This is a genomic window from Rouxiella sp. S1S-2 (assembly GCF_009208105.1).
Classification (GTDB): domain Bacteria; phylum Pseudomonadota; class Gammaproteobacteria; order Enterobacterales; family Enterobacteriaceae; genus Rouxiella.
On sequence record NZ_WFKL01000001.1, the window covers coordinates 3,309,055 to 3,331,938 of the forward strand.

Genomic DNA, 22,884 nt, shown 5'->3' on the forward strand with positions numbered 1-22,884 from the left:
AATAGTTATCTCAATGGCAGAAAGAGAAAGACCCCGAGTTAATGTTAATCAACCGAGGTCTATCGGCATGCATCAGAAACATCAGGTTAGCCTCCGCCTGTTGGCTGAATGACATGAATCTTTGAGCACCCATTTTTTCACATCATCTGCGGCTGTCTTATCACACTGCCGTCAGTAAAGCGATTCAGCCGATAAGCCGACATGTCAGTATAGGTTTTTTCATTCATCACCTGCTGTGTGATAAGCCGTGCAGCACCAGGACCTATACCAAAGCCGTGACCGCTAAAACCTGAGGCGATAATAAATCCGGGGATTTTTTCGCTTTCATCGATAACCGGAACGAGATCGGGTGTGGTATCAATCCAGCCGCCCCATGCGTGATCGACGGCTATCCCTTTCAAAGCAGGAAATGCACGTTCGATTTCAGCCAGCGCCAATCGCAAAATTTGTGCATCGGCAGCAGGGTCCAATACGCGGATTTTTTCGAACGGTGATATCTGGTCAAAAGCCCAATGACCTGCAGCCTCAGGACCATTAAAGAATGAGCTATTAATTCTAAACTTCAGTTTTTTCGCCACTTTGCTACGATACATTGGCAGGAATTTTGTTACATAACGCAGGTTTTGCGGGGCGAGATCCATACGACCCAATCCTGGAACCGCCACCGTGTAGCTGCCGTCCAGCCGACGCCGCATCGCCAGATTGGGCATACTTAAACAGCCTTTGATAACCTCAGGGGCTGAGGTGGTTTTAAAAGCCGTACCGAGAATGTTTGCCGCAGGCAGCTCAATGCCGTGACGCTGGCAAAAACGTGCGCTCCAGGCTCCGCCGCAGCAGATCACCTTATTGGCTTTCACCAGCCCTCGCTCAGTCCATACGCCGGCCACGCGTCCCGCACTTATTTCGAGTCCCCTGACAGCACATTGTTGCTGAATATTGGTCCCTAAACGCTGCGCGCCTATAGCCAATGCGGGCGCAGCCTTGGAAGGTTCTGCTCGACCGTCAGTGGGTGACCAGACACCGCCTTTCCAATCGCCACGACTTCCACTTAACTCTGAGGCCTTTTGCGCCGAAAGCATCTGGCTAGTAAAGCCTTGCGCCTGCGCTTTTTTACCCCAGGCTTCCCATTTTTCGAGGTCGGACTCTTTAGTTGTGCAGTACAAAATACCGCTGCGCCTGAAGCCTAAATCGAGGCCAATCTCTTCACCCAGCTCTCCCCAACGCTGCAGGCTGTTCATCGCCATTGGCAGCTCGTAAAGGTCTCGGTTCTGTTGACGCACCCATCCCCAGTTGCGGCTCGACTGCTCGCCGCCAATCACACCTTTTTCGAGCAGCGCCACCGATACGCCCTGCTTCGCAAGCTCATAGGCGGTAGCGGTGCCGATTATCCCGCCACCAATCACCACAACGTCTACCTCTTTCGGGAAAGAAGTGCTATTTGATACCGCATCAATTTTCACACGCATACATCGACCCTGTCGCAGTAACTCGCTGAGTAATAAGGAAACTTATAGATGCTTATCTGGCTGAACCAGCATTATCCATAAAACCTGCGCTTGCGCAGCGCTATGATTAAATACGTTGTGCAGCAAATTACTTTTGAACTGAAAACTGTCGCCCGGATAAAGCACGGCTTTATCGTCGTCAATTTCAAGCGTCAGCTCCCCGCTTAATAACAGACCGGCTTTTTCACCGTCGCCCACCAGCATCTGCTCCGAGCGCGTCTGGGCAGGCACGTCGATTAGCATAAATTTAATATCGTAATCTCCCTGAGGGGAGAGCAGCGATTTCGCGATGCCATGTTTACCGACATGAAAATGTGGGCGGTCTTGTTCGCGGCGAATATAGTGCTCAATGCCCTGCGTCGTCGCTTCGTCACCTTCAAGAAAGGTCGTCAACGGAACATTTAATACCTGCCGCAGCTGTTCAAGCATGCGAATTGTCGGGTTAGTGAGATTACGTTCAATTTGGCTGATTGTACCGGCAGAAACACCGGCCAACGTTGCCAATTCGCTAATGGTTAAATTACGTGCTTTGCGCATTTTCTTCAGGCGCAGGCCAATATCCGCCTCCAGCGAACTCACCACGAGCTCAGATCCTTTGAGATTGCTTTTGGTCATCGGGATTTTCCTGTCAAAATACGGCCATGCGCGCAACATTGCTAACGCCAGGGAAATGCGCATTTTGCTCATCCCCCTGAAACACTACTGTGGCATATTCCACTTGGATTTCAACGTTGCCAGCGTGCCATCGGCCTTCATCGCGTTTAACGCATCGTTAATTTTTGCCAAGAGAACGTCATTGCCTTTTTTGACCCCAAACGCCATTGGTGAAACGGCCATCGGCTGATATCCCTCCACCACGTGCAGGCCTTTCAGCATTCCAGCCTTTTCCTGCGCTTTTAATATCGGATAATCGCTCAGCCCACCGGCAATGCGCCCAAGCTGGAGATCACGCGTCATATCAGCCGGACTGTCATACAGCTTAACCTCTTTCGCAATACCGCTATTGATTAGCTTTTGCGCGTAGTCAGTGCCCGATGGACTGCCGATCGTCTGGCCTTTGAAGTCTTTCCAATCAGTATACTTTTGCTTGTTGTCATCACGCACAATCAAACCATCTCCAAACGCCGTCACCTCTTGAGAGTAGGAAATAAACTTCTCACGCGCCGGCGTCGGCGTCATGCCGGCGACAATCATGTCAATTTTACCGGAGATCACGGACTGAATCAGCGTAGGGAATGGCACTGCAGAAAAATCCACGTCCAGCTTCTCCCGCTTGGCCACTTCTCTTGCCACGTCGGGCATAAAACCTTCAATTTTTCCCGTTTTGGTGTCTAAAAATGTAGTGGGTGCGCTGGAGGGTGGCGAACCTGCCGTCAACATCGCAGCGTGAGAGGCAAGGGTAGACGACAACAGTAATATCGCGGCCATGCCGCGGTTAACGTTACGGAGTGAAACCATCGATTTCTGCATGACTGTCCCTCTAGATTTTCAATTGAGTTCAAAGTTGCCCGCGTGCTATTTAATATAATGAATTTTCACTCTTCACTGTCAAGCATCAATTCAAAAAATAATCAATTTTTCAAAAATTATATAATAATCTAATAAAATCAATAAATTATAAATTAAATGACGCTCAAATCCTATTATAAGAAAGCCCTATGACGGAGCATTGCAAAGCCATTGACAGCGAGTCGACGGGTGGTGATATTCATTATAATGAAGAAATGCAGCCACGAATCTCCCTTAGTGGCAATACAAAGGAGAAGAAAAGATGGATTGGAGTAGCATTGGCACCTACGTCCCCTTTTTGCTCAAAGGGGCCGAAACGACGATTTTTATCACCCTTATCTCGCTGGTGATAAGCACACCGCTTGGGCTACTGTGGGTGGCGGGCAAGATGAGTCCGTGGAAGTTTATCTCTTGGCCAGTGTCGGTGATTATCAACATCACCCGCGGCCTACCGATGATCGTCGTACTGTTCTACATCTATTTCGTTTTCCCGGATATTGGGATTACGCTCACCTCACTGCAGGCCAGCGTCATTGGTATAGCCTTCTGTTTTTCAACTTATATTGCCGAAATTTTTCGCTCAGGCATCGAATCTATCGACCGTGGACAGTTCGAGGCCGCGCGCTCAATGGGCATGAGTTTCAGTAAGGCAATGCGCCGAGTGGTGCTGCCGCAGGCGTTTCACGTTGCCCTACCGCCCTACAGTAATACGCTGGTGATGATGCTGAAAGATTCTGCGCTTGCCTCAACCATTGCGGTAACAGAAATGACCCGACAGGGACAGCTTATCGCGGCATCCACCTTTGATAACACGACAGTTTACACCTTGGTTGCCCTCCTCTATTTAGTACTGTGCCTTCCGCTAATGGCGTTAACCAAGCGGCTAGAAACGCGTCGTTTGAGAGGAGCCTGAGATGATTAAAATTAACGAAGTGCATAAACGTTTTGGAAACATCGAGGTTCTGAAAGGTGTGAGCTTTGAGGTCAATAAAGGAGAAGTCGTTTGCCTGATTGGCCCTTCCGGTTCAGGGAAATCTACAATTTTGCGCTGTATTAACGGACTAGAGACTTATGAGGAAGGTGATATTCACGTATTAGATCAGCGGGTTAATAGTAGAGACAAACGGATTAACGACTTGCGCCGCCAGATAGGGATGGTTTTTCAGCGCTTCAATCTTTTTCCACATCGTTCAGTGCTTGAAAATGTGATGGAAGGTCCGATTCACGTCAACGGGGAATCGCGTGCAGCAGCGGAGAAACGCAGCAAAGATCTTCTCGCGCTGGTTGGGTTAGCCGATAAAATTAATGCCTGGCCCGCCCAGCTCTCCGGCGGCCAGCAGCAGCGCGTAGCGATCGCAAGAACACTTGCGCTACAGCCTCAGGCCATACTGTTTGATGAACCGACCTCGGCCCTTGATCCCGAACTGGTAGGTGAAGTGTTGCAGGTCATGCGCACTTTGGCCAGCGAAGGCATGACCATGGTGGTGGTGACGCATGAAATGCAATTTGCCCGAGAAGTTGCCGACCGTGTGTGCTTTTTACACGGTGGATTAATTGTTGAGCAGGGTCCGGCTGACCGCATTTTGGGTAATCCCCAAGAACCCCGGACCCAAGACTTTCTTAAGCGCGTGCTGGGCACAGCCACAGCCACAGCCACAGCCACAGCCACAGCCACAGCCACAGCCACAGCGGCGCATTGTGAAAATTGCCGTTGTGTTAGGTAACTTTTACTTATACCAAAAGTGATTTACGCGCTTCGGCCCACTCCGCAGCCAGCACGCGCGTGAGTTCAAAAGCCGGCATTTCACGGCATAACACGGCTCCCTGGCCCGCCCAATTTGGCGAATAGGAGAAAATGCCTTTTTCCTTGGCCGCCGCGTGCAGTTTCATCGCCGCATCGTAGGCAAAGGGATAGTCAGGGATTTGCCGTTGGCCATCGGGCACTATACTTCGCTGGAAGACACCGATAATTCCGCGAGCAGGCCGCCCAGAAATGGCCGCAGTGATTGCCGTTCTTGCCGCGCCCTCACCTTTCAGGCATTCGCGATGTGCAGCAGTTGCCGAAGATTCAGGGCATAGAATAAATGCCGTGCCGAGCTGCACACCCACGGCACCCAGCCGCATTGCCGCATCTATACCGACACCGTCCATAATTCCCCCTGCGGCAATAACAGGCAGCTCACTGTGGCGTGCAAGAATTCGCAACAGTGGGAAAAGCCCCAATTCGTCATCTTTTTTTGCATCAAAATTACCGCGATGTCCGCCAGCCTCAACGCCTTGGGCAACAATCGCATCAGCATGAACGGACGCTGCCAATTGTGCTTCCTGCAGGTTAGTGACACACACCAGCACTTTGCCGCCGTAGGCATGAATTTTGTCAACGACTGGCTCAGACGGTGCGCCAAAATGAAAACTCACGATGGCCGGCCTGGTCTCAAGCACGACTTCGAGCATTTTTTCGTTAGATTGAAAATTCTGATAAATCTCGTTCAAGACAGTAGGCGCAAGCGCGTCGTGCGCTTGAAAATGCGCGTTAAGATATTCCAGCCATTTCTGATGCACATCATGATTGAGGTTGGGCGCGGTATGACAGAAGAAATTGACGTTGAACGGTCGGTCGGTGAGTGATTTTGTCTTTTGAATTTGCTCGAAAGCCGACTCGGGTTTGGCACTCCCCAGCCCCAGAGACCCGACTCCACCCGCGTTAGAGACCGCCGCCGCCATCTCGGGGGTGCTCACGCCCGCCATCGGCGCCTGGATAATGGGCCATTCAATCTGTAGCTCGGTAAAGATATTCTGGTATTTCATTACTTCCTCTTTTATGAAAGTAATCGGAAAGCAAGAGTCACGGCAGGAGCTTCCGATAGGTTCGAATAATCACCTTTATTCACAGTAGAATAGAGTGCCTATACCGCCGCTGCCAATCCTCCTTATGGAGTAAACGTATTCATTTCAGCGCGATATATCATCAGCGACTTGCTGCTGATGCGCTCATCCTGAGCAGACAGCGGTGATATGACGAAGTTCTGCAACACCTTTCTTTCCAAATTCCTCGAATCATGATTATACTGTATGAATACACAGTACAATCATGGAGCAGTATGATGACTTTTTCTCGCCCAGCAATTTCGCCCGTCGAACTCAACACCCCACTTTTTCAGGATAAGGTGCCCGCGGGGTTTCCCAGTCCGGCACAGGATTACATCGAAAAAGGCATAGATTTAAACAAGTTATGTGTTAATCATCCGGCGGCAACCTACTTCGTGATGGCGACGGGAATGTCGATGATTGATGCGGGGATTTATGAAGGTTCGATGCTGGTGGTGGACCGAAGCCTTGACCCCAAACACGGCGATATCGTCATTGCTTCCGTGGCGGGTGAGTACACCGTTAAACGGCTTTGTACCCACCCGATAGTGAAACTTGAACCAATGAATCCTAACTTTCCCCCGATTATTCTGAACTATGGCGTTGATGAGGTTGAGATTTTTGGCGTCGTTACCTTCAGTATTAACGGGTTTCAGTAAGGAAGCTGGATTTCAATTAACAAAACAGTACTCTTTGCCACCGTTCATTCTATACACATTAAAAGCCGAACAATGCTTTCGCTATGTACCCCGCAGCATCTGAAATTCAAATTGGGCCAGTAAAATTCTCAAGGCCCTATGGCAGCGATTTAGCCGTGCATTCTCACACTTGTTGCTACGGGTAAACGGGGCTGACGTATTTTCGCAGAAGGTGCGGTGGTATCGGCGTAGCCAAATGAAATACCAAACAGCAGGCGATAATCGTCGGACACACCTAATGCCGCCCTAATTATATCCGCATGAAAACCCAGTAATGTCTGTGGAATGCCCGCATAGCCACGCGCAGTGAGGGATAACAAGAAACTTTGTGCATACATACCGATGTCAGAGGCAACACGGATGTTGTCTCCAAATGAAGGCATAAATAAAAAAGCGGCATGTGGTGCGTTAAAAAATTGATAGTTTTTCAAATACATCTCATGACGCTTATCTTTATCATCACGCGCTATCCCTAAAGAATCGTAGTAAAGACGTGCCTGATCCTGGCTACGCGTGTAGTAGTCGCCGAAAAAATCGTCATAAGAGAAGCTAAAATCTGGCGTCTGTTTCCCCGCCAAATCGTTGGCTATCATCGCCTGTGCCAGCTTATTTTTGGTCTCACCTGAGACAACATGCACATTCCAGGGCTGAGTATTGCAGTTAGACGGTGAATACTGTGCATCTTGCAGCACTTCTTGAAGTTGCTCATCGGTTAATGGCGTAGGTAAAAAAGCACGCGTCGAGACACGCTGACGAACGGTTTCATCAAAAGCCAGTATTGGGGTAGTCATAGAAGTCTCCTCTGTGATTGTCGGTCTATTTTATCGAGGAAACGCATTCGAAAAAACACTACAATGGTGTAAAGACCATTGCGGATTACGCACAGATGAATAAGCTCAACCAAATTAACGTCCGCTCTATGCAGCTGTTTCTGGCTATTGTTCGGGAAGGAAATTTGTCTGAAGTTGCTCGCCTTGAAAGTCTGGCACCCTCTTCTCTATCACGCACAGTTCAACAGCTTGAACAGGCACTGGAAACCCAGTTGCTGTACCGCAACACGCGTGCGGTGATTGCTACCGAAACGGGGCTGATTTACGCAGAAACTTTCCGAGAAATGCTGCTCCAGCTTTCAGATGCGCAAACGTTGGTCGACGAGCGCCGCAGTGAACCTGGCGGTCGCATCCGCATTAATGCTCCCATTTCTTTTGGCCTGCGACACATTGCGCCCAGTATCAGTGAGCTTAGCGAGCGCTATCCCGCGCTAAATATCGAATTGAATCTCAACGATGATTACATTGACCCCTTCGCTGATAGCACTGACCTGCTGCTGCGAATTTCATCAATGGAAGATACAGAACTGCACGGTCGCCTGGTCGCAAAGCAGCGCTGTCATTTGGTGGCAAGTCCGGAATATATCAAACGTTATGGCAGCCCGAAAACGCCTGAGGAGCTTCAACAGCATCGCCTGCTGGCCTATCGGGGGAAGAGTGGATTACAACGCTGGAGGTTGCATAAAGGAGAGGAAAACTGGCAGTTTACGCCTGCCGCAAAGATAGTCTCTGATAATGCCGAATTGCTGCTGCAGGCCGCTTTTGACGGTGCGGGAATACTGCTTTTCCCTGACTGGCAGGTTGGCGAGTTACTCAAACGTGGCGTGCTTGTCGAGCTAATGCCCGGCTTTGCTGCTGCTTATGGTCCGGTCGATCAATCGGTGTACCTGCTCTATCCGGGAGGGAAACATCCTTCACTGAATACCCGAGCAGTCATCGACTTCCTGCTACAAAAATTCGGCCAGCCACCTTATTGGCGCTACTAATTTACTGTCAGAAAAATTTTTTACTCGTCAATTCATCGCATTATCATTCTGGCCCATTGGCGACTTCCAAATCTCTGAATGCACAGATACACTGTGTTTATATACAGTGCATCTGAATGCATGCATGACGTCTCACGCACTGACAGACTCATCGTTATGCCCGATTCAGCAGCATCGAATGTGCACAAAGAGGAAATATGTTTAACAGCGCACCCGAGAAATACGATCCACCGATGAACCACAACTTCCCCCCCATTATTCTGCTCGACGGCGGAGACGAGATGGCCAAATTTTCCGTTTTAACTCTCATTAATGACGGGTTCCAGTGATGTTTGCCCTCGCAGACGTTAACTCGTTTTATGCCAGCTGTGAGGCGGTATTCAGGCCCGACTTGAAGGGTCGCCCGATTGTCGTGCTCTCAAACAATGACGGCTGTGTGATTGCCAGAAATACCGAAGCAAAGCTGCTGGGCATAAAAATGGGTGCGCCGTTCTTTAAAATGCGCCGCGAGTGTGAGCAGCATAATGTGGTCATTTTTAGCAGTAACTACGCCCTGTACGCGGATATGTCCATCCGCGTGATGACGGTGCTTGAAGAGATGTCTCCCAAGGTCGAAATTTATTCGATTGATGAAGCTTTTCTGAATCTTGATGGCGTTAGCTACTGTAAAAATCTGGAAGAGTTTGGCCGAGAGGTGAAAGACAAAGTCTACAAATGGACCGGCCTTAGAATTGGTGTCGGCATTGGCCCGACTAAAACACTCGCCAAGTTGGCAAATTTTGCCGCTAAAAAGTGGACTAAAGCAGAGGGCGTGATAGACCTTTCACTGCCTGAGCGGCAACGCGGTCTGATGGCGCGGGTTGGAGTTGAAGAGGTGTGGGGCGTCGGGAGAAGAATCTCTAAAAAGTTGAACGCAATGGGGATAAAAACGGCGCTGGATCTCGCCGATGCTCCAACCAGCCTGATCCGCCAACATTTCAGCGTGGTACTCGAAAGAACCGTGCGTGAACTGCGCGGCGAACCTTGTCTTGAAATGGAGGACATTGCACCGACCAAACAGCAAATTGTCTGTTCGCGTTCGTTTGGCGATCGCGTCTCCCACTATGCGCTAATGCGCGAAGCCATTTGCAGCCATGCATCTCGCGCCGCCGAAAAGCTCAGGATAGAGAAGCAGTACTGCCGCCATATCTCCGCTTTTATCAAGACCAGCCCGTTCGCGCCGGGCGAGATTTACTACGGTAAGATAGCCTCCACGCGCATCGACATCCCGACGCAGGACACGCGCGACATTATCGCTGCCGCAACCCAATGCCTCGATTCAGTTTGGCAGGAGGGTCATCGTTTCCAAAAATGCGGCGTAATGCTCGGTGACTTTTATAACCAAGGCGTTGCCCAACTTGGCCTGTTTGACCAACACCCTCCGCGAGCCAACAGCACGCAGTTAATGGCGGCGCTGGACCATATCCACGAGAAAGGGACAGGCCGCGTCTGGTTTGCTGGCCAGGGTATGACCAAAAGCTGGGAGATGAAGCGCGACATGTTATCGCCCGCCTATACCACGCGATTTAGCGATTTGATGCGGGTGAAAATGTGCTAAACAAAAGCGCTAGATATCGCGCCCTGCATTACAGGGCGCGGAGTGACGTGGGTTTAGCGCACAAAATATTCACAATAAATTTGTACAACGGCAAAATGTTGTATAATTTTAAACGTAGGATGGAGACAGGCGCATCAGCGCATCTTCGGGCAACAGCTTAGGTTAGCTTGAACTTACTGCGACAGGGCCTTAAACCTGTTACGACGGAACTTTTAATCTATTACGACGGAATAATGGAGACCGATAAAATGTTTGAAATTTCTTCTACTCAATTGAAACTGGCAGACCACATACATGCCGTCGATCCTGAACTTCTGTCGGATAACGCTGTAATCGCGTCTCTTTGCCATGAGCTCAAACAGCATCAGGATGCAGTAAGTCATAAAGATATTCTGCTGTGCCTGATCAGGAAAATCGAAGCTGAGCAGGATATAGACCAGCAAGATGCTTACCTGCAGGCGCTGGAATATGCGGTATACAACGCATCTGACGATGAAGAATGAGAGAATGCCGCGTTAAAAAGCTTCTCGATGCGTTTACCTATCATCGAGGCGTTTTTCGTGGCATAAAAAAGCCCTGCTCACCTAAGTGGCAGGGCTAAGTATCAAACCGATTAATCGAGGGATTAACGGTTGATCATCTGGTCACGCTCAGGACCGACAGAAACCATGCTGACGCGCACGCCCATCAGGTCTTCGATGCGCTCAACGTAACGCTGAGCGGCCACCGGCAGGCTTTCGAAAGTACGGCAACCGGTAATATCCTCTTCCCAAGACGCCATCTGCTCGTAAACCGGTGCCAATGCGGCAGTTTGCGGCCAGATTGGGTTTTCAGTGTGCTCACCGGCATAGGCGACACAGATTTTCAGATCAGCCAAGCCAGACAGGCAGTCAATTTTGGTCAGTGCGATTTCGGTAGCAGCCTGTAACTCAACGCCGTTGCGCGTTGCTACGGCATCGAAGTAACCCATATCGCGGGGACGACCGGTGGTCGCACCAAATTCGTTGGCGTTTTCACGGAAGTTATCCTGCTCTTCCATCGCAGTCACCAGCGTACCCGTGCCAACAGAAGAACTGAACGCTTTCGCTACGGCAATCACGCGCTCTGGGCGCAGAGCCGGTAAACCACTGCCGATACCGGCGTAAGCGGCGGTCACGTTTGAAGACGTGGTCCACGGATATTCGCCATAAACCAGGTCGCGACCAGCACCAAGCTGTGCTTCAAACAGCAGGTTAGCGTCTTTTTTCTGCAATGCTTTTAGCGGCTCGGTTACGTTACAGATGAATTCGCGCCACGGTGCAGTCACCTCCAGCAGCCATGCGGTCATTTCTTCCGCAGTCTGGGTGAAGTCGAAGCTTGGATACAGCGCTTTTAGTTGTGGCAGTTTCCAGTCGAGCATGAACTGAATACGTTCCAGCAACACTTCAGGCTGGTTCAACCAACCAATCAGGATGCCTTTTTTCATTACGCGGTCGCCGTAAGCGGGCGCAATACCTTGACGAGTAGAGCCGTAAGCGGCGTCGCCAAGACGTTGTTCTTCAAGAGTATCTTCAAGTGCGTGCAGCGGCAGGCACAGGGTTGCGCGGTCTGAGATGTGCAGTTTCACATCAACACCGGCGGCCTGAACTTCCGCAATTTCCTGGGTCAATGCCGCAGGGCTGATAACCATGCCCGGGCCGAGAACCGCCACGCAGTCTTTGTTGAAAATGCCGCTCGGTAATTGGTGCAGTTTAAAGGTACCGAAGTCGTTAACAACGGTGTGACCCGCGTTGTTACCGCCCTGAAAACGGACGCTTGCTGCGGCATCTGCTGCCAGTAAATCTACGATGCGGCCTTTGCCTTCATCGCCCCAGTTTGCACCTACAACCACAATCGACGGCATACTCAACTCTCCTCATTGATTAAGGCGCTATGCTATGCCTGTGAATTGAATATGAGAAATTAATTATAATTATCATCTCAATAAGAATCTCATATAATAAGGCCTGATTTTCACGATTCAGTCCGCTTAAGGTCAATAATATGCTGGATATTCACTGGTTAAAAACCTTCGTCACGCTGGCGGAGCTGAAGCACTTTGGTAAGGCCGCCGCCGCTTTACACATGACTCAGCCCAACGTCAGCCTACATATCAAGCAGTTAGAACAAACTACGCGGGTTAAACTGATAGAGCGCAATCCCTTCAGGCTGACCCAGGCGGGGTTTCGACTGCTTGATACCAGCCAGAGAACGCTGATGGAGTTGCAGGTTTGTCAGGCCGATCTCAATGCCATTAACGATCAGAGTCGTGGAACCCTGACCATTGCCGCCAGCGATATTATTTCGCGCCTTCTATTGATCAAACCATTTCAGCTCTTTAAGAAAGCGTTTCCGGGCATTGACTTTACGCTGCTTAACACCACCTCGTCGCAGGCGTCGGAGCTGGTCAAAAATGCGAAAGCGGATTTGGGTTTTGTTATCGAGCAGAAAGAGAGCCAACCGCTCTACTTCACCGAGCTGCAGCAGATAAAATGGTGCGCACTGGGCAATAATCTGCAGGCCTGGCAGCAGGAACGGCAACCGGAAAATACCACTCATGCCAACCAGCCCACGCTTATCCTGCTCGGCCACGATACCCGCACCCGTGACCTGCTTGATCAAGCACTGCCGCTGCTGAAATTACCGCGCTACCGGGTGATGGAAGTCGGCAGCGTAGATGCACAAATCGACTGGGCTGAGGCCGGATTTGGCGTGGCAATTGTTCCTGAATTCTCGCTGCGTACCAAAGCCAATCTCACGACCCAAGTCACGCCGCTGCCACAGTTCCCCGCCACCCGTCTTGGCTATATTTTGCGTCAGAATCAAGTCCTTTCCAAAGCGGTAAAGCAGCTGCTTCAGTGGGTGGATCAGGAAATTGTCGACTTACAGCATTAAGTGACGCGGTAACTAATTAGCCACAACCCGTTTAGCACATAATGAACATGCCATCGCTTAAATCTTACTTGCAAGTAAGTTTACTAGTAAGTAAGATTTTAATTAGCACAGAAACTTTTTCCCGGTTTCACTACACGCGCTTCTCTACACATCATGATTATTACAAACTAACCAAAATTTTGAGGGTTGAAATTATGTCGTCCAAATGGCCACTGTTGGCGTTGGCACTGAGTGCTTTTGGGATCGGTACCACCGAGTTCGCGCCCATGGGTTTGCTGCCTACTATTGCCCAAGGCGTCGATGTTTCAATCCCGACGGCCGGTTTATTGATAAGCGCCTATGCGATTGGCGTTATGGTCGGTGCACCGTTGATGACACTGGCATTGGGCCGTTTTCGTCGTAAGTCCTGTCTCCTGATGCTGATGGGCATCTTTATTGTCGGCAACCTTCTCTCTGCCGCCGCGCCAGATTATACGCTGCTGTTGCTTTCTCGTCTGGTAACCAGCATGGCACACGGCGCCTTCTTCGGATTTGGTGCGCTGGTCGCCATGAGTCTGGTGCCTGCCGATAAGCGCGGAAGCGCGGTCTCGCTGATGTTTATGGGGCTGACCATCGCAAATATTGGCGGCGTCCCGGTCGCGACCTGGATTGGTCAAACTATCGGCTGGCGCACCACGTTTGCGGCTACCGCCGTACTGGGGGTTATTGCCCTGTTTGCCTTGGCCAAAACATTGCCCAAAGGTGAAATCGGCAAAATGCCAGAAGTAAAAAAAGAGCTGTCGGTACTGGTGCGTCCGGTCGTGCTGCGCTCGCTGGCGACTACCGTATTGGGTGCAGGTTCAATGTTCACCCTTTATACCTACATCACGCCGATTCTAGAGCAGCTGACCCACGCCTCCGGTGAATTTGTTACCGCGATGCTGATGCTAATTGGTGTCGGTTTTACCCTCGGCAACTACATCAGCGGCAAGCTGGTAGACCGCTCGGTTGACGGCACATTAGTGCTGTTTTTCAGCCTGTTGGCGATTTCGATGTTTGTGTTTTCGTTCTCTGCGACAAGTCACATTGGCGCAGCAATCTCTCTGGTACTGTGGGGAATGATGGCGTTCGGGTTAATTTCACCGCTGCAAATGCGCGTGATGGATGCCGCGCACGAGGCCCCAGGCATGGCGTCATCGGTAAACATCGGCGCCTTTAATCTCGGCAATGCACTGGGTGCAGCCCTCGGTGGCGGTGTGATAAGCTCAGGACTGACCTATGCGTGGATCCCCCCTGCCGGTGCCGTATTGGCTCTGCTGGGCCTGGTTCTGGTGGTCGCCAGCCGCGCGGCAAACCGTGAATTAGCGACCGAAAACGCATAAATCTCCGCTCAAGGATCTATGAAAGTCGTGATGCAGAATAAATCGTCTTCTCTTTCTAAAGGTACTGTCCTTTCTAAAGGAGAGAGAACCCACGCCAACCTTCGCCGCCACGCGGCGGCGGAGTTTGCGAGACTGGGTTTCCATAACACTAAAGTCAGCGATATTGTCAAAGCCACCGGGGTCTCGCAGCCCACCTTCTACTGCTATTTCGAAAGCAAAGAGATGGCCTATGATGACCTGATGACCGAGTTTCGTTCGCGTCTTGAAGCACTGACGCTTACATTTTTGATTGAAGGTGAAGCGCATGCCGATCAAGTGTTCGAACGCGTGGCGCTGAGTTTTCGCATGCTGCTCGACTTTCTGGCTGAAGATCCGGATTTGACGCAGATCGGCTTCTTCCAGCCGCCGGGCTGCACTGCAACCAAAGCGGGACTGGCCAGCTGGATTGCTCAAAACATTGCTAAAGAGCAGCAAAACGGCCTTTATCGTCAAGACATTAGCGCCACGCAGGTTGGTCAATGTTTTGTCGGCATGCTGGACCAGATGGCGCGCATACCAGGCGATGCGCAAAAACGTGAAGAGCTCAGTTTGGGCTGCGCCAGACTGCTGTGTGAAGACATTCGCCAAGGCTGCGTTAAACGCTGAGTTCACAGTCAGCCGTCTTCATTTGCCTAGCGTCGCGGTCAATCTATCAGGCCGCGCCCTTTGGGTAACTGCTCAAAGAATTGCGCATAGTTCGCGCCCTGCACCTCATTTAATACCTCCTGCATCGCCTCAAGTGGCCGGTCTGCCCAGTCGATGCGCACGTCGATATTTGCATAGTCCCTGTCGTGCCATACCTTCAACGCCGCTGATTTCAGCCCACGCCTGTCTCCGCCCTGCTCGGCGGCGGCCTGCATCGCAGCCAGCAAGCGCTGAGGAAAAGCCAGCGTTTTATTCTTAATATAAGACGAAATCAGGCTGTCTAGGGTTTCCGGCCCGCCGAGGAAATTACCCGCCGCCGCCGCATGATCGACTACCCTGCTGCCGACCCATTCATGACACTCACTGCCGCTAGCATGGGCTGTACTTCCTGATTTATCTACTATAATCAATTGCCTCCGCTGTCTTTCCGGGTCGTCTGTCAACAGCAGATCCAGCGTTTTCTGGGCGCTGTATCCGCGTTTAAGCAGTGCCAGCCCCTTGATGCCGTACAGCGGATTGGTCATAGCCTGGGTGGCAATCGCCCCAATTTGGCTATGACCGTGAATAACCAATGCCCCAACGGCCGGTCCTGCTGTGGCGGTAATTGCCCCCAGCATGCCGGTTTCAGGGTCTCGAGCGATGAGAGAAAAAGTCATCCTGCGCTCCATTTATGAGTCTGGATATTGGAAAAATTTACTTAAAAGTTATTTATACGTATAAATTATTGCAATCTGATTAATTTATACCCATAAATATAAAAGAACAACTTTTGCCCAACGCTAACGCCACCTGATGAGGTTGAGATGAAATACGCGCTGCACAAATGGTTTGCCCTACTCTGGATGTGTGCTTGTTGTCTGATGGTTACACCTCGTGTTTTTGCCGCTTCGCCGGCCAACGTCCTGCTGATTGGTCAAGTTGCCGAGCCGCAATCCCTCGACCCTCAGGTCGCCACCGCGGCCAACGACTCGCGAATTCTGGTCAATATTTATGACGGATTAGTGCGCAACGGTGCCGGAAAGCTTGACATTGAACCCTCACTGGCCGAGCGTTGGGAAATTAGCGCGGAGGGTTTGACCTACACCTTCCACCTGCGCCCCAACGTGAAGTTTCAAGACGGCAGCCCGGTGAACGCTGAAGCGGTTAAATTCACCTTTGAACGCATGCTGGACAAGCAAAATCCCTATTACAGTACCGGCCCGTTCCCACTGTCTTTCTTCTTTTCAACGATCGACCATATCAGCACCCCAGACGCGTCAACAATTGTCTTTAGTCTTAAAGAACCGTTTGCGCCCTTTCTCTCCAACCTCGCCACGCCGACCGGTTTGATCGTTTCTCCCGAGGCGGTGAAAAAATATGGCAAGGAGTTTGGACGCCATCCGGTGGGCAGCGGCGCGTTCGGCTTTAGCGAATGGCAGTCAAATCAGCGCGTGGTGCTCAATGCCAATGCCCACTACTGGGACGGCAAACCTGAGCTGCAAACGTTGGTCTTTCGACCAATTACCGACGGCAATACGCGCGTCGCCGAGATGCTCTCCGGCGGGATTGATACGCTGGTTGAAGTACCGCCAGACAGCGTAAAACTGTTCGCCAACAATCCGAAGTTTGAGCTGCATCAGGCCGTGGGTCCGCACGTGTGGTACGTGATGCTAAATACCCAGGTACCGCCCTTTAACGACGTTCGCGTCAGGCAGGCTGTGAACTACGCCATCAACAAGCAGTCGATGGTCGACAATATCCTGCAAGGTTCCGCCGCCGTAGCCGATGGCCCCATTCCTTCCGCCTTTGGCTGGGCACACAGTAACGACGTGAAGCCCTATCCTTATGACCCGCAGAAGGCCCGCGAACTGCTTAAAGCGGCGGGTGCAGAAGGGGCAAAACTGACCTTTTATGTGACAGAAGGCGGCTCCGGCATGCTCGACCCCATTCCCATGGCGACCGCTATTCAGGCTGATCTGAAGGCCGTCGGGCTTGATGTGTCGATTCAGACTTACGAATGGAACACCTACCTGTCGAAGGTCAATGCCGGTTTAAACAAACAAACCAACATGGCGGAAATGGCGTGGATGACCAACGATCCCGATACCCTGCCTTTCCTTACCCTACGCACGCAGGCGTGGCCTGACAAAGGCGGCTTTAACTCCGGTTATTACAGTAATCCTGAGGTAGATGCTCTGCTTGAAAAAGCCCGCTCCAGCACCTCGCAGGAAGAGCGCGGCAGGCTTTATCAGCAGGTGCAGGCTCTGGTGCATCAGGACGCGCCGTGGATTTTCGTCGCCAACTGGAAGCAAAACGCAGTGACTTCCGCGCGGGTGAAAAACTTTGCCCTGCAGCCCAACTTTACCCTGCTGCTCAATCACGTCAGCAAACAATAAGCGGGCGCAGTCTGCGCGCCAATGACGGAGAAACCTTATGTGGAGCTACGTAATCAAACGCCTGTTGGCGACGATACCGATATTCATCGGCCTGTCGCTGATTGTGTTCTTTATTATGTCGATGATCCCGGGTGATCCGGCGCAGGCGTTGCTCGGTGCCTGGGCAACGCCGGAAAACGTGGCGCGAGTCAATCAGGAATTGGGGCTCAACAAGCCCGTTTGGCAACAGTACCTGATTTGGGTCAACAACATGCTGCACGGCGATTTCGGCCGTTCCTACGTGCTCAATCGTCCGGTGATTGACGAGGTTATACAGCGTTTTTCCGCCACCCTGATCCTCGGCGGCACGGCACTGTTGCTCAGCACGGTGCTGGGCCTGTTAGCCGGTATTTTTTCGGCGGTCAGACAGTTTGGTTGGGGTGACCGGCTTATTACCCTGTTGGTATTAATTGGTATTTCACTGCCTTCGTTCTGGATTGGCCTACTGATGATTATGCTCTTTGCGGTTCAGCTGCCGTGGTTTCCGGCGTCCGGCATGGTCGAAGCCTGGGGCGGCGGCGGCTTCACTGACGTGGCTCATCATCTGGTGATGCCCGCCGTCACGCTGTCGATTGTGGCAACCGGCGTCATTGCCCGCCTGACGCGCACCGCGATGCTTGAGGTACTGCGCCAGGACTTTATTCGCACCGCCCGCGCCAAAGGATTAAGTGAGCGAAAAGTGATTTATCGCCACGCTTTTCGCATGGCGCTGGTCTCGGTTATTCCGGTGGTCGGTATTCAGGCCGGATTTGTGCTCGGCGGCGCCGTGTATATTGAAACCGTTTTCCAGTGGCCCGGTCTGGGCGCAATGCTGGTAAAAGCGGTCTCCACCCGCGACCTGCTGCTGGTGCAGGGCGGCGTATTGGTGGCCGCCGCGGCCTACGTGCTGATTAATCTGTTCACCGATATTTTACAGGCGCTCCTGGACCCGAGGTTAAAATCATGACGGACACTCTGGCCCCCACCGCGCGTCCTGCCCGCCACCGCCCCTCCACCTGGTCGCTGCTGCTGCACAATCGGCTGGCGGCCTGCGGATTAGGCGTGCTGCTGATTATTGTATTGGCCGCGCTGCTGGCTCCGCTGCTGCCGATAGCTGACCCAGACGCGACCAATTTGCTCAATCGACTCCAGCCCCCGCTGTCCAATGGCCACCTACTGGGAACCGACGCGCTGGGCCGGGATATGCTGTCGCGCCTGCTGTGGGGAACGCGCGTCTCGCTGGTAGTCGGCATTAGTGCAACGCTTTTGGCGGCATTGCTTGGCACGCTGATTGGCCTTTTAGCCGGGTATGCCGGTGGCCGTACCGACAGTTTATTAATGCGCTTTATCGACATGCTGATGGCCTTCCCGTATATCTTGCTGGCGCTGGCCATCGTCGCGGTGCTTGGCCCTGGGCTACTCAACGCCCTGTACGCCATCGCCATCGTCAATATTCCCTTCTTTGCGCGTAATATCCGCGGACTGACGCTGGGTCTGCGCCAACGTGATTTTATTCAGGCGGCGCGGCTGTCGGGTAAAAATCATTGGCAGGTGCTGTTTAGCGAAGTATTGCCCAACGTGATGCCGATTATTGTAGTCACAATGTCGACCACGCTGGGCTGGATGATCCTCGAGACAGCAGGTTTGTCGTTTCTCGGGCTAGGCACTCAGCCACCGAATGCCGATTTGGGGTCGATGCTAGGACAGGGCCGCGAGCAGATGTTCAGCGCTCCCTTCGTGACGCTGGTGCCCGGAGTGATGATTTTCCTGCTGGTGATGAGCGTTAACCTGCTGGGTGACGGCGTGCGTGACGTACTCGACCCGCGACTGAAGTCGGGCGTGTTGCAGCGCGCCAAAGCCATCACCGACGTGCAGCGCAGCACAATACCCGCACAGAAACAGCCAAGCGCACTGCTGGAGGTAGTTGATTTAAAAGTTAACTTTGGCTCCGGTCCGCAGGCGACGACGGCGGTCAAAGGGGTGAGCTTTCAGGTGGCTAAAGGCGAATGTCTTGGGCTTATCGGTGAAAGTGGCTCAGGAAAAAGCGTGACGGCGCTTTCGATTATGGGACTGGTGGCTTCTCCGCCTGGCGTTATCACCGCAGGCGCGGTCTATGTCGCCGGTGAAGAAATGCTTTCGCTGCCGCCCCAGCAGCTCCAACAGCGCCGCGGCGCCAGAGTGGCCTACATTTTTCAGGATCCGCTGACGACCCTGCATCCCCAGTTCAGCATTGGTTATCAGTTAGCGGAAGCCATTGTTGCCCACCAGCCGCTGAATAAACAGCAGGCAAAAACGCAGGCCGTTGCCCTGCTCGACCGCGTAGGTATTCAGGACGCACAGCAGCGCTACGACGCCTTTCCTCACCAGCTTTCTGGCGGCCAGCGTCAGCGTGTGGGCATTGCCATGGCGTTCGCCAACGACCCTGAAATAATCATCGCCGACGAGCCTACCACTGCGCTCGATGTCACCGTTCAGGCCCGCATACTGGAGCTGTTGCAGCAACTGCGGCGCGAACGCGGGTTAACGCTGCTGTTTATCACTCATGATTTTGGCGTTGTCAGCCAGATTTGCGATCGCGTGGCGGTGATGCAGCGGGGAGAAATTGTTGAAACCGGTGAAACGCGGCAAGTGCTTAATCATCCGCAGCATCCTTACACCCAACGCCTGATTGCCAGCGTGCCGCATCTGGGTCAAGGCCGGCAGTTCCTGCAACGGGTCAGGCGACTTTATGCTTCAGCCGAGGAGAAAACATGAAAACCGTTATTGAGGTACGTAATCTGGTTAAAACCTTTGGCGGCAGAAAAAACTGGTTTTCGAGCGCCGAACATCAGGTGAACGCGGTGAAAAATGTTTCCTTTGATCTCAACGCCGGAGAAACATTGGCCATCGTCGGTGAAAGTGGTTCGGGGAAAAGCACGCTGGCGAGAATGCTGGTCGGCCTTGAGCATCCGACTTCCGGCACGCTGACGCTAATGGGGCAAGACGCGGCACAGTGGCGACAGCGTGGCGCAAAAGCTTTTGGTAAAACGGTGCAATACGTTTTTCAGGATCCGGTGGCTTCACTAAATCCGCGTAAAACCATTGCCGAGACCCTACGCGTGCCGCTGGCCCATCTTTGCGGCTATGCCGATGCGCAGCAAAAACAAAAAATGCAGCAACTTATGCAGGCGGTGAATATGCCCCATGACGCCCTTGCCTGTTATCCACATGAGTTTTCCGGCGGCCAAGCTCAGCGCCTCGCCATTGCCCGTGCGCTGGCGGCGGAAGCAAAAATTTTGGTGCTTGATGAACCGGTCAGTGCACTGGATGTATCGGTGCAGGCGCAAGTTTTATTACTTCTTGAAGAACTAAAACAACAATTTGGCCTATCCTACATATTCATCAGTCACGATTTGGCCGTGGTGGAATCCATCGCCGACCGCGTGGCGGTGATGTATTTGGGAGAATGGGTTGAGTGTGAAGACAACCACACTCTGTTCTCTCGACCTGCTCACTCTTATACCCAAAGTCTGTTGGCAAGCGCACCAAGGCTTATTGCCTTTACGCACTAAGGGTTACTGGCAACACTTTGATTACGGTAAGGAATTTATGAGCAATTATCCTATATCCAAAGAAGGCTCTCCCGTTGCAGATCCGGCTCGACGAAAGCGCACGGACGAGATTGTCGATGAGATAAAAAGGACCATTATCAGCGACAATCTGGTCCCTGGCGATCGACTGCCGCAGGAGAAAGACCTGACCACGCGTTTTGCAGCCGGTAAAGGCACCGTGCGTGAGGCGCTAAAATCACTTGAGGTTCAGGGGCTTATCCGCACTCGCACCGGTCCTGGCGGGGGCGCTTTTATCGAGTCGATGAGTGAAACCCGCGCAATGAGCCTGCTGTCGAATTATCTGTTTACCCGCCAAATTTCAATCAGTGACATTTATGCCCTGCGAAAAGCGCTGGAACCTATTGTGGCGGTCAGCGCCATCAACAATATGGATCAAGCCGGTTTCGACAAGCTTCACGAACTGATTGGCGTTTACGACCATGAGCCTGCGGACGAGCAGGAACGCTGGGATCAGCGCATGGCCGAACTTGATTTCCACGGCGTGGTTGCCAGCTATTCCGATAACGTGCTGCTGGCGTTTATCTGCCATTTCCTGCAGCGTTTGTTAAAGGATTTGGCGGTATGCAAGGACATTTATCAGCGCCCCGAGCCGGTTCAGCGCGGCGCCGGCATTGAATATCAGTACTGCCTGATTGAGGCTATGCGCCGCAAAGACGCGCAAAAGGTGGAACAGATAATGACCGAGCATATGGCTCACGCGGAGAAGGCGATGGTGGCACTTCAGGCCACGCTGGATGAGCGCTTTTTAAGTGATTAACCGTTTTTTATGTCATTAATGGCGAAACAAACGGCCTGTTTATTCAGCAGGCCGTTGATTTGAGGGGATTACTTAAACAGATTGTCCAACCGGTCGTCGTCGATACCCGCTGGTTCAAGGTGCGCAGTCACGTCCGCCGCGCCAAACAGCAGCCTTACGGCGGCCTCTGCCGCATCACCAATGTCATGACCGACGTCGACTGAAAGCTTACCGTCCACTTCAAGATGAAACTCAACGAATACGCGGTCGCCGCCGTTGCGGGTGCGAATATCGTGCACACCTTTAACCCCTTCACAGCTCATTACCGCCGCCCTGACCCGCTTACGATCTTCAACATCAAGTTCACGATCCAGCAGCTGTTTTAAAGCATCGGCCGCCATGCCTTTGGCGTTCCAAATCATATATAAGGAGATCAGCAGCGCGCCCACCGAGTCAGAGCGAGTCCAGCCAAGATAATGTTCCAGCACCAGCGCAAGTAGCACAGCAACGTTTACCGCTACGTCGGTGACATAGTGCGCGCGGTCAGCGGCAATGGCGGTTGAGCCGGTACGCTTAACCACGTAGCTCTGCATCAGTACCAGACCGGCTGCTGCAATCGAGCTGCCAATAATAACCCAAATGCCAAGCCCCAACGCCGCCAATGGCTGAGGATTAAGCAGGCGACCCAGTGATTCTCCGCCAAGTACCAGACCCGCCGCGCCGAGCAACAGCGCCTGTACAAACGCCGCCACGGCCTCGGCTTTGCCATGTCCGTAGCGATGGCCTTTATCGGCCGGACGTCCGGCGTAGCGCACACCTATCAGCGTGACCAGCGAAGCGAGCACGTCAACCAGCCCATCGGCTGCCGAAGTGAGTAATGACATGGAGCCGGTAGCCGCCCATGCCCAAACTTTTACGCTGACGAGAATTAACGCCACTATCAGGGACACCATCGATGCAAATCGAGTAAGGCCTTTATAAGGTCCATCATGACTTGCAGGGGAAGTCGTTGAATCTGTCATACAGTTGTCCTGAAAGGTGCACGGTCTAAATAGGATGAAATGAAATTACTGTGCTGCAGAGGCGTGTACTTTGCCACTTTTCGTATCCGCTATAAAGAATTATCGACCGTTACTGTACAAAGGCCGACCGAACAGCCATAAGGTAAAGGTACTGACTTAAATTTACTTGCT

General features: G+C 52.2%; 23 protein-coding genes. 15 read left to right on the forward strand and 8 right to left on the reverse strand.

The genetic code is table 11. The features are described 5' to 3' along the window. Positions 1 to 137 precede the first annotated feature (137 nt). The 3 genes from GA565_RS15245 to GA565_RS15255 form a co-directional block, all read right to left on the reverse strand. The gene (locus tag GA565_RS15245; RefSeq protein ID WP_152199171.1) at positions 138 to 1,466 is read right to left on the reverse strand and encodes an FAD-binding oxidoreductase; all 1,329 of its coding nucleotides are present in this window, start codon (positions 1,464 to 1,466) and stop codon (positions 138 to 140) included. Positions 1,467 to 1,508: 42 nt separating this feature from the next. Beyond that, on the reverse strand, positions 1,509 to 2,120 hold the full coding sequence (locus tag GA565_RS15250; RefSeq protein ID WP_152199172.1) for a helix-turn-helix domain-containing protein: 612 nt from the start codon (positions 2,118 to 2,120) through the stop codon (positions 1,509 to 1,511). A gap of 84 nt (positions 2,121 to 2,204) precedes the next feature. Beyond that, positions 2,205 to 2,975 (reverse strand): ABC transporter substrate-binding protein, encoded by a 771-nt coding sequence (locus GA565_RS15255; RefSeq protein ID WP_226950975.1) that lies wholly within the window; start codon positions 2,973 to 2,975, stop codon positions 2,205 to 2,207. 301 nt (positions 2,976 to 3,276) lie between these two features. Between GA565_RS15255 and GA565_RS15260 the strand changes: the two genes are divergently transcribed. Further along, entirely contained in the window at positions 3,277 to 3,927 is a 651-nt protein-coding gene (locus GA565_RS15260; protein WP_152199173.1) for an amino acid ABC transporter permease, read from the forward strand. A gap of 1 nt (position 3,928) precedes the next feature. Further along, positions 3,929 to 4,738 carry an amino acid ABC transporter ATP-binding protein gene (locus GA565_RS15265; RefSeq protein WP_152199174.1) on the forward strand — a complete coding sequence of 270 codons (810 nt, stop codon included), beginning with the start codon at positions 3,929 to 3,931 and terminating at the stop codon, positions 4,736 to 4,738. A gap of 7 nt (positions 4,739 to 4,745) precedes the next feature. Here GA565_RS15265 and GA565_RS15270 read toward each other — a convergent pair whose 3' ends face one another. Further along, the gene (locus tag GA565_RS15270; RefSeq protein ID WP_152199175.1) at positions 4,746 to 5,822 is read right to left on the reverse strand and encodes a nitronate monooxygenase family protein; all 1,077 of its coding nucleotides are present in this window, start codon (positions 5,820 to 5,822) and stop codon (positions 4,746 to 4,748) included. Positions 5,823 to 6,118: 296 nt separating this feature from the next. On the opposite strand from GA565_RS15270, the gene umuD reads away from it, so the two are divergent. Beyond that, positions 6,119 to 6,541 (forward strand): translesion error-prone DNA polymerase V autoproteolytic subunit, encoded by a 423-nt coding sequence (gene umuD, locus GA565_RS15275; RefSeq protein WP_152201543.1) that lies wholly within the window; start codon positions 6,119 to 6,121, stop codon positions 6,539 to 6,541. A gap of 149 nt (positions 6,542 to 6,690) precedes the next feature. On the opposite strand, the gene GA565_RS15280 is transcribed toward umuD, so the two are convergent. Next, on the reverse strand, positions 6,691 to 7,371 hold the full coding sequence (locus tag GA565_RS15280) for a nitroreductase (RefSeq protein ID WP_152199176.1): 681 nt from the start codon (positions 7,369 to 7,371) through the stop codon (positions 6,691 to 6,693). 95 nt (positions 7,372 to 7,466) lie between these two features. On the opposite strand from GA565_RS15280, the gene GA565_RS15285 reads away from it, so the two are divergent. From GA565_RS15285 to GA565_RS15295, 4 genes are all read left to right on the forward strand, one after another. Then, complete coding sequence (locus GA565_RS15285; RefSeq protein WP_084983437.1) at positions 7,467 to 8,396, forward strand: LysR family transcriptional regulator; 930 nt, start codon at positions 7,467 to 7,469, stop codon at positions 8,394 to 8,396. Positions 8,397 to 8,593: 197 nt separating this feature from the next. Further along, positions 8,594 to 8,725, forward strand: a complete 132-nt coding sequence (locus GA565_RS24885) for a hypothetical protein (protein WP_255474457.1) — start codon at positions 8,594 to 8,596, stop codon at positions 8,723 to 8,725. After that, on the forward strand, positions 8,725 to 9,993 hold the full coding sequence (gene umuC, locus GA565_RS15290; RefSeq protein WP_152199177.1) for a translesion error-prone DNA polymerase V subunit UmuC: 1,269 nt from the start codon (positions 8,725 to 8,727) through the stop codon (positions 9,991 to 9,993). The genes GA565_RS24885 and umuC overlap by 1 nt, the downstream gene beginning before the upstream one ends. A 248-nt stretch (positions 9,994 to 10,241) precedes the next feature. Continuing rightward, positions 10,242 to 10,496 carry a biofilm development regulator YmgB/AriR family protein gene (locus GA565_RS15295; protein WP_152199178.1) on the forward strand — a complete coding sequence of 85 codons (255 nt, stop codon included), beginning with the start codon at positions 10,242 to 10,244 and terminating at the stop codon, positions 10,494 to 10,496. A 122-nt stretch (positions 10,497 to 10,618) separates the two neighbouring features. On the opposite strand, the gene GA565_RS15300 is transcribed toward GA565_RS15295, so the two are convergent. Beyond that, positions 10,619 to 11,875 carry an adenylosuccinate synthase gene (locus tag GA565_RS15300; RefSeq protein ID WP_055773660.1) on the reverse strand — a complete coding sequence of 419 codons (1,257 nt, stop codon included), beginning with the start codon at positions 11,873 to 11,875 and terminating at the stop codon, positions 10,619 to 10,621. 140 nt (positions 11,876 to 12,015) lie between these two features. On the opposite strand from GA565_RS15300, the gene GA565_RS15305 reads away from it, so the two are divergent. The 3 genes from GA565_RS15305 (at position 12,016) to GA565_RS15315 (ending at position 14,912) form a co-directional block, all read left to right on the forward strand. After that, the gene (locus tag GA565_RS15305; protein ID WP_152199179.1) at positions 12,016 to 12,906 is read left to right on the forward strand and encodes a LysR family transcriptional regulator; all 891 of its coding nucleotides are present in this window, start codon (positions 12,016 to 12,018) and stop codon (positions 12,904 to 12,906) included. Positions 12,907 to 13,100: 194 nt separating this feature from the next. Continuing rightward, the gene (locus GA565_RS15310) at positions 13,101 to 14,267 is read left to right on the forward strand and encodes an MFS transporter (RefSeq protein ID WP_152199180.1); all 1,167 of its coding nucleotides are present in this window, start codon (positions 13,101 to 13,103) and stop codon (positions 14,265 to 14,267) included. A gap of 30 nt (positions 14,268 to 14,297) precedes the next feature. Beyond that, positions 14,298 to 14,912 (forward strand): TetR/AcrR family transcriptional regulator, encoded by a 615-nt coding sequence (locus tag GA565_RS15315; protein WP_152201544.1) that lies wholly within the window; start codon positions 14,298 to 14,300, stop codon positions 14,910 to 14,912. A gap of 38 nt (positions 14,913 to 14,950) precedes the next feature. On the opposite strand, the gene GA565_RS15320 is transcribed toward GA565_RS15315, so the two are convergent. Beyond that, positions 14,951 to 15,607, reverse strand: a complete 657-nt coding sequence (locus tag GA565_RS15320) for a DUF1028 domain-containing protein (protein ID WP_152199181.1) — start codon at positions 15,605 to 15,607, stop codon at positions 14,951 to 14,953. Positions 15,608 to 15,754: 147 nt separating this feature from the next. On the opposite strand from GA565_RS15320, the gene GA565_RS15325 reads away from it, so the two are divergent. Genes GA565_RS15325 through GA565_RS15345 form a run of 5 tightly spaced genes read left to right on the forward strand, consistent with a single transcriptional unit; the run spans position 15,755 to position 21,712 of the window. Then, on the forward strand, positions 15,755 to 17,326 hold the full coding sequence (locus GA565_RS15325; RefSeq protein WP_152199182.1) for an ABC transporter substrate-binding protein: 1,572 nt from the start codon (positions 15,755 to 15,757) through the stop codon (positions 17,324 to 17,326). Between the two features lie 37 nt (positions 17,327 to 17,363). Next, positions 17,364 to 18,311, forward strand: coding sequence for an ABC transporter permease (locus tag GA565_RS15330; RefSeq protein ID WP_152199183.1), 948 nt, complete (start codon positions 17,364 to 17,366; stop codon positions 18,309 to 18,311). Beyond that, positions 18,308 to 20,098, forward strand: a complete 1,791-nt coding sequence (locus tag GA565_RS15335; protein ID WP_152199184.1) for a dipeptide/oligopeptide/nickel ABC transporter permease/ATP-binding protein — start codon at positions 18,308 to 18,310, stop codon at positions 20,096 to 20,098. Before GA565_RS15330 ends, GA565_RS15335 begins: the two co-directional genes overlap by 4 nt. Then, complete coding sequence (locus tag GA565_RS15340; RefSeq protein ID WP_152199185.1) at positions 20,095 to 20,895, forward strand: ATP-binding cassette domain-containing protein; 801 nt, start codon at positions 20,095 to 20,097, stop codon at positions 20,893 to 20,895. The genes GA565_RS15335 and GA565_RS15340 overlap by 4 nt, the downstream gene beginning before the upstream one ends. A gap of 37 nt (positions 20,896 to 20,932) precedes the next feature. Beyond that, a complete protein-coding gene (locus GA565_RS15345; protein ID WP_152199186.1) occupies positions 20,933 to 21,712 on the forward strand; it encodes a FadR/GntR family transcriptional regulator in 780 nt (259 codons plus the stop codon). A gap of 68 nt (positions 21,713 to 21,780) precedes the next feature. Here the strand turns inward: GA565_RS15345 and GA565_RS15350 are convergent, their stop codons facing one another. After that, positions 21,781 to 22,713, reverse strand: a complete 933-nt coding sequence (locus tag GA565_RS15350) for a cation diffusion facilitator family transporter (RefSeq protein ID WP_152199187.1) — start codon at positions 22,711 to 22,713, stop codon at positions 21,781 to 21,783. Between the last annotated feature and the right edge of the window lie 171 nt (positions 22,714 to 22,884).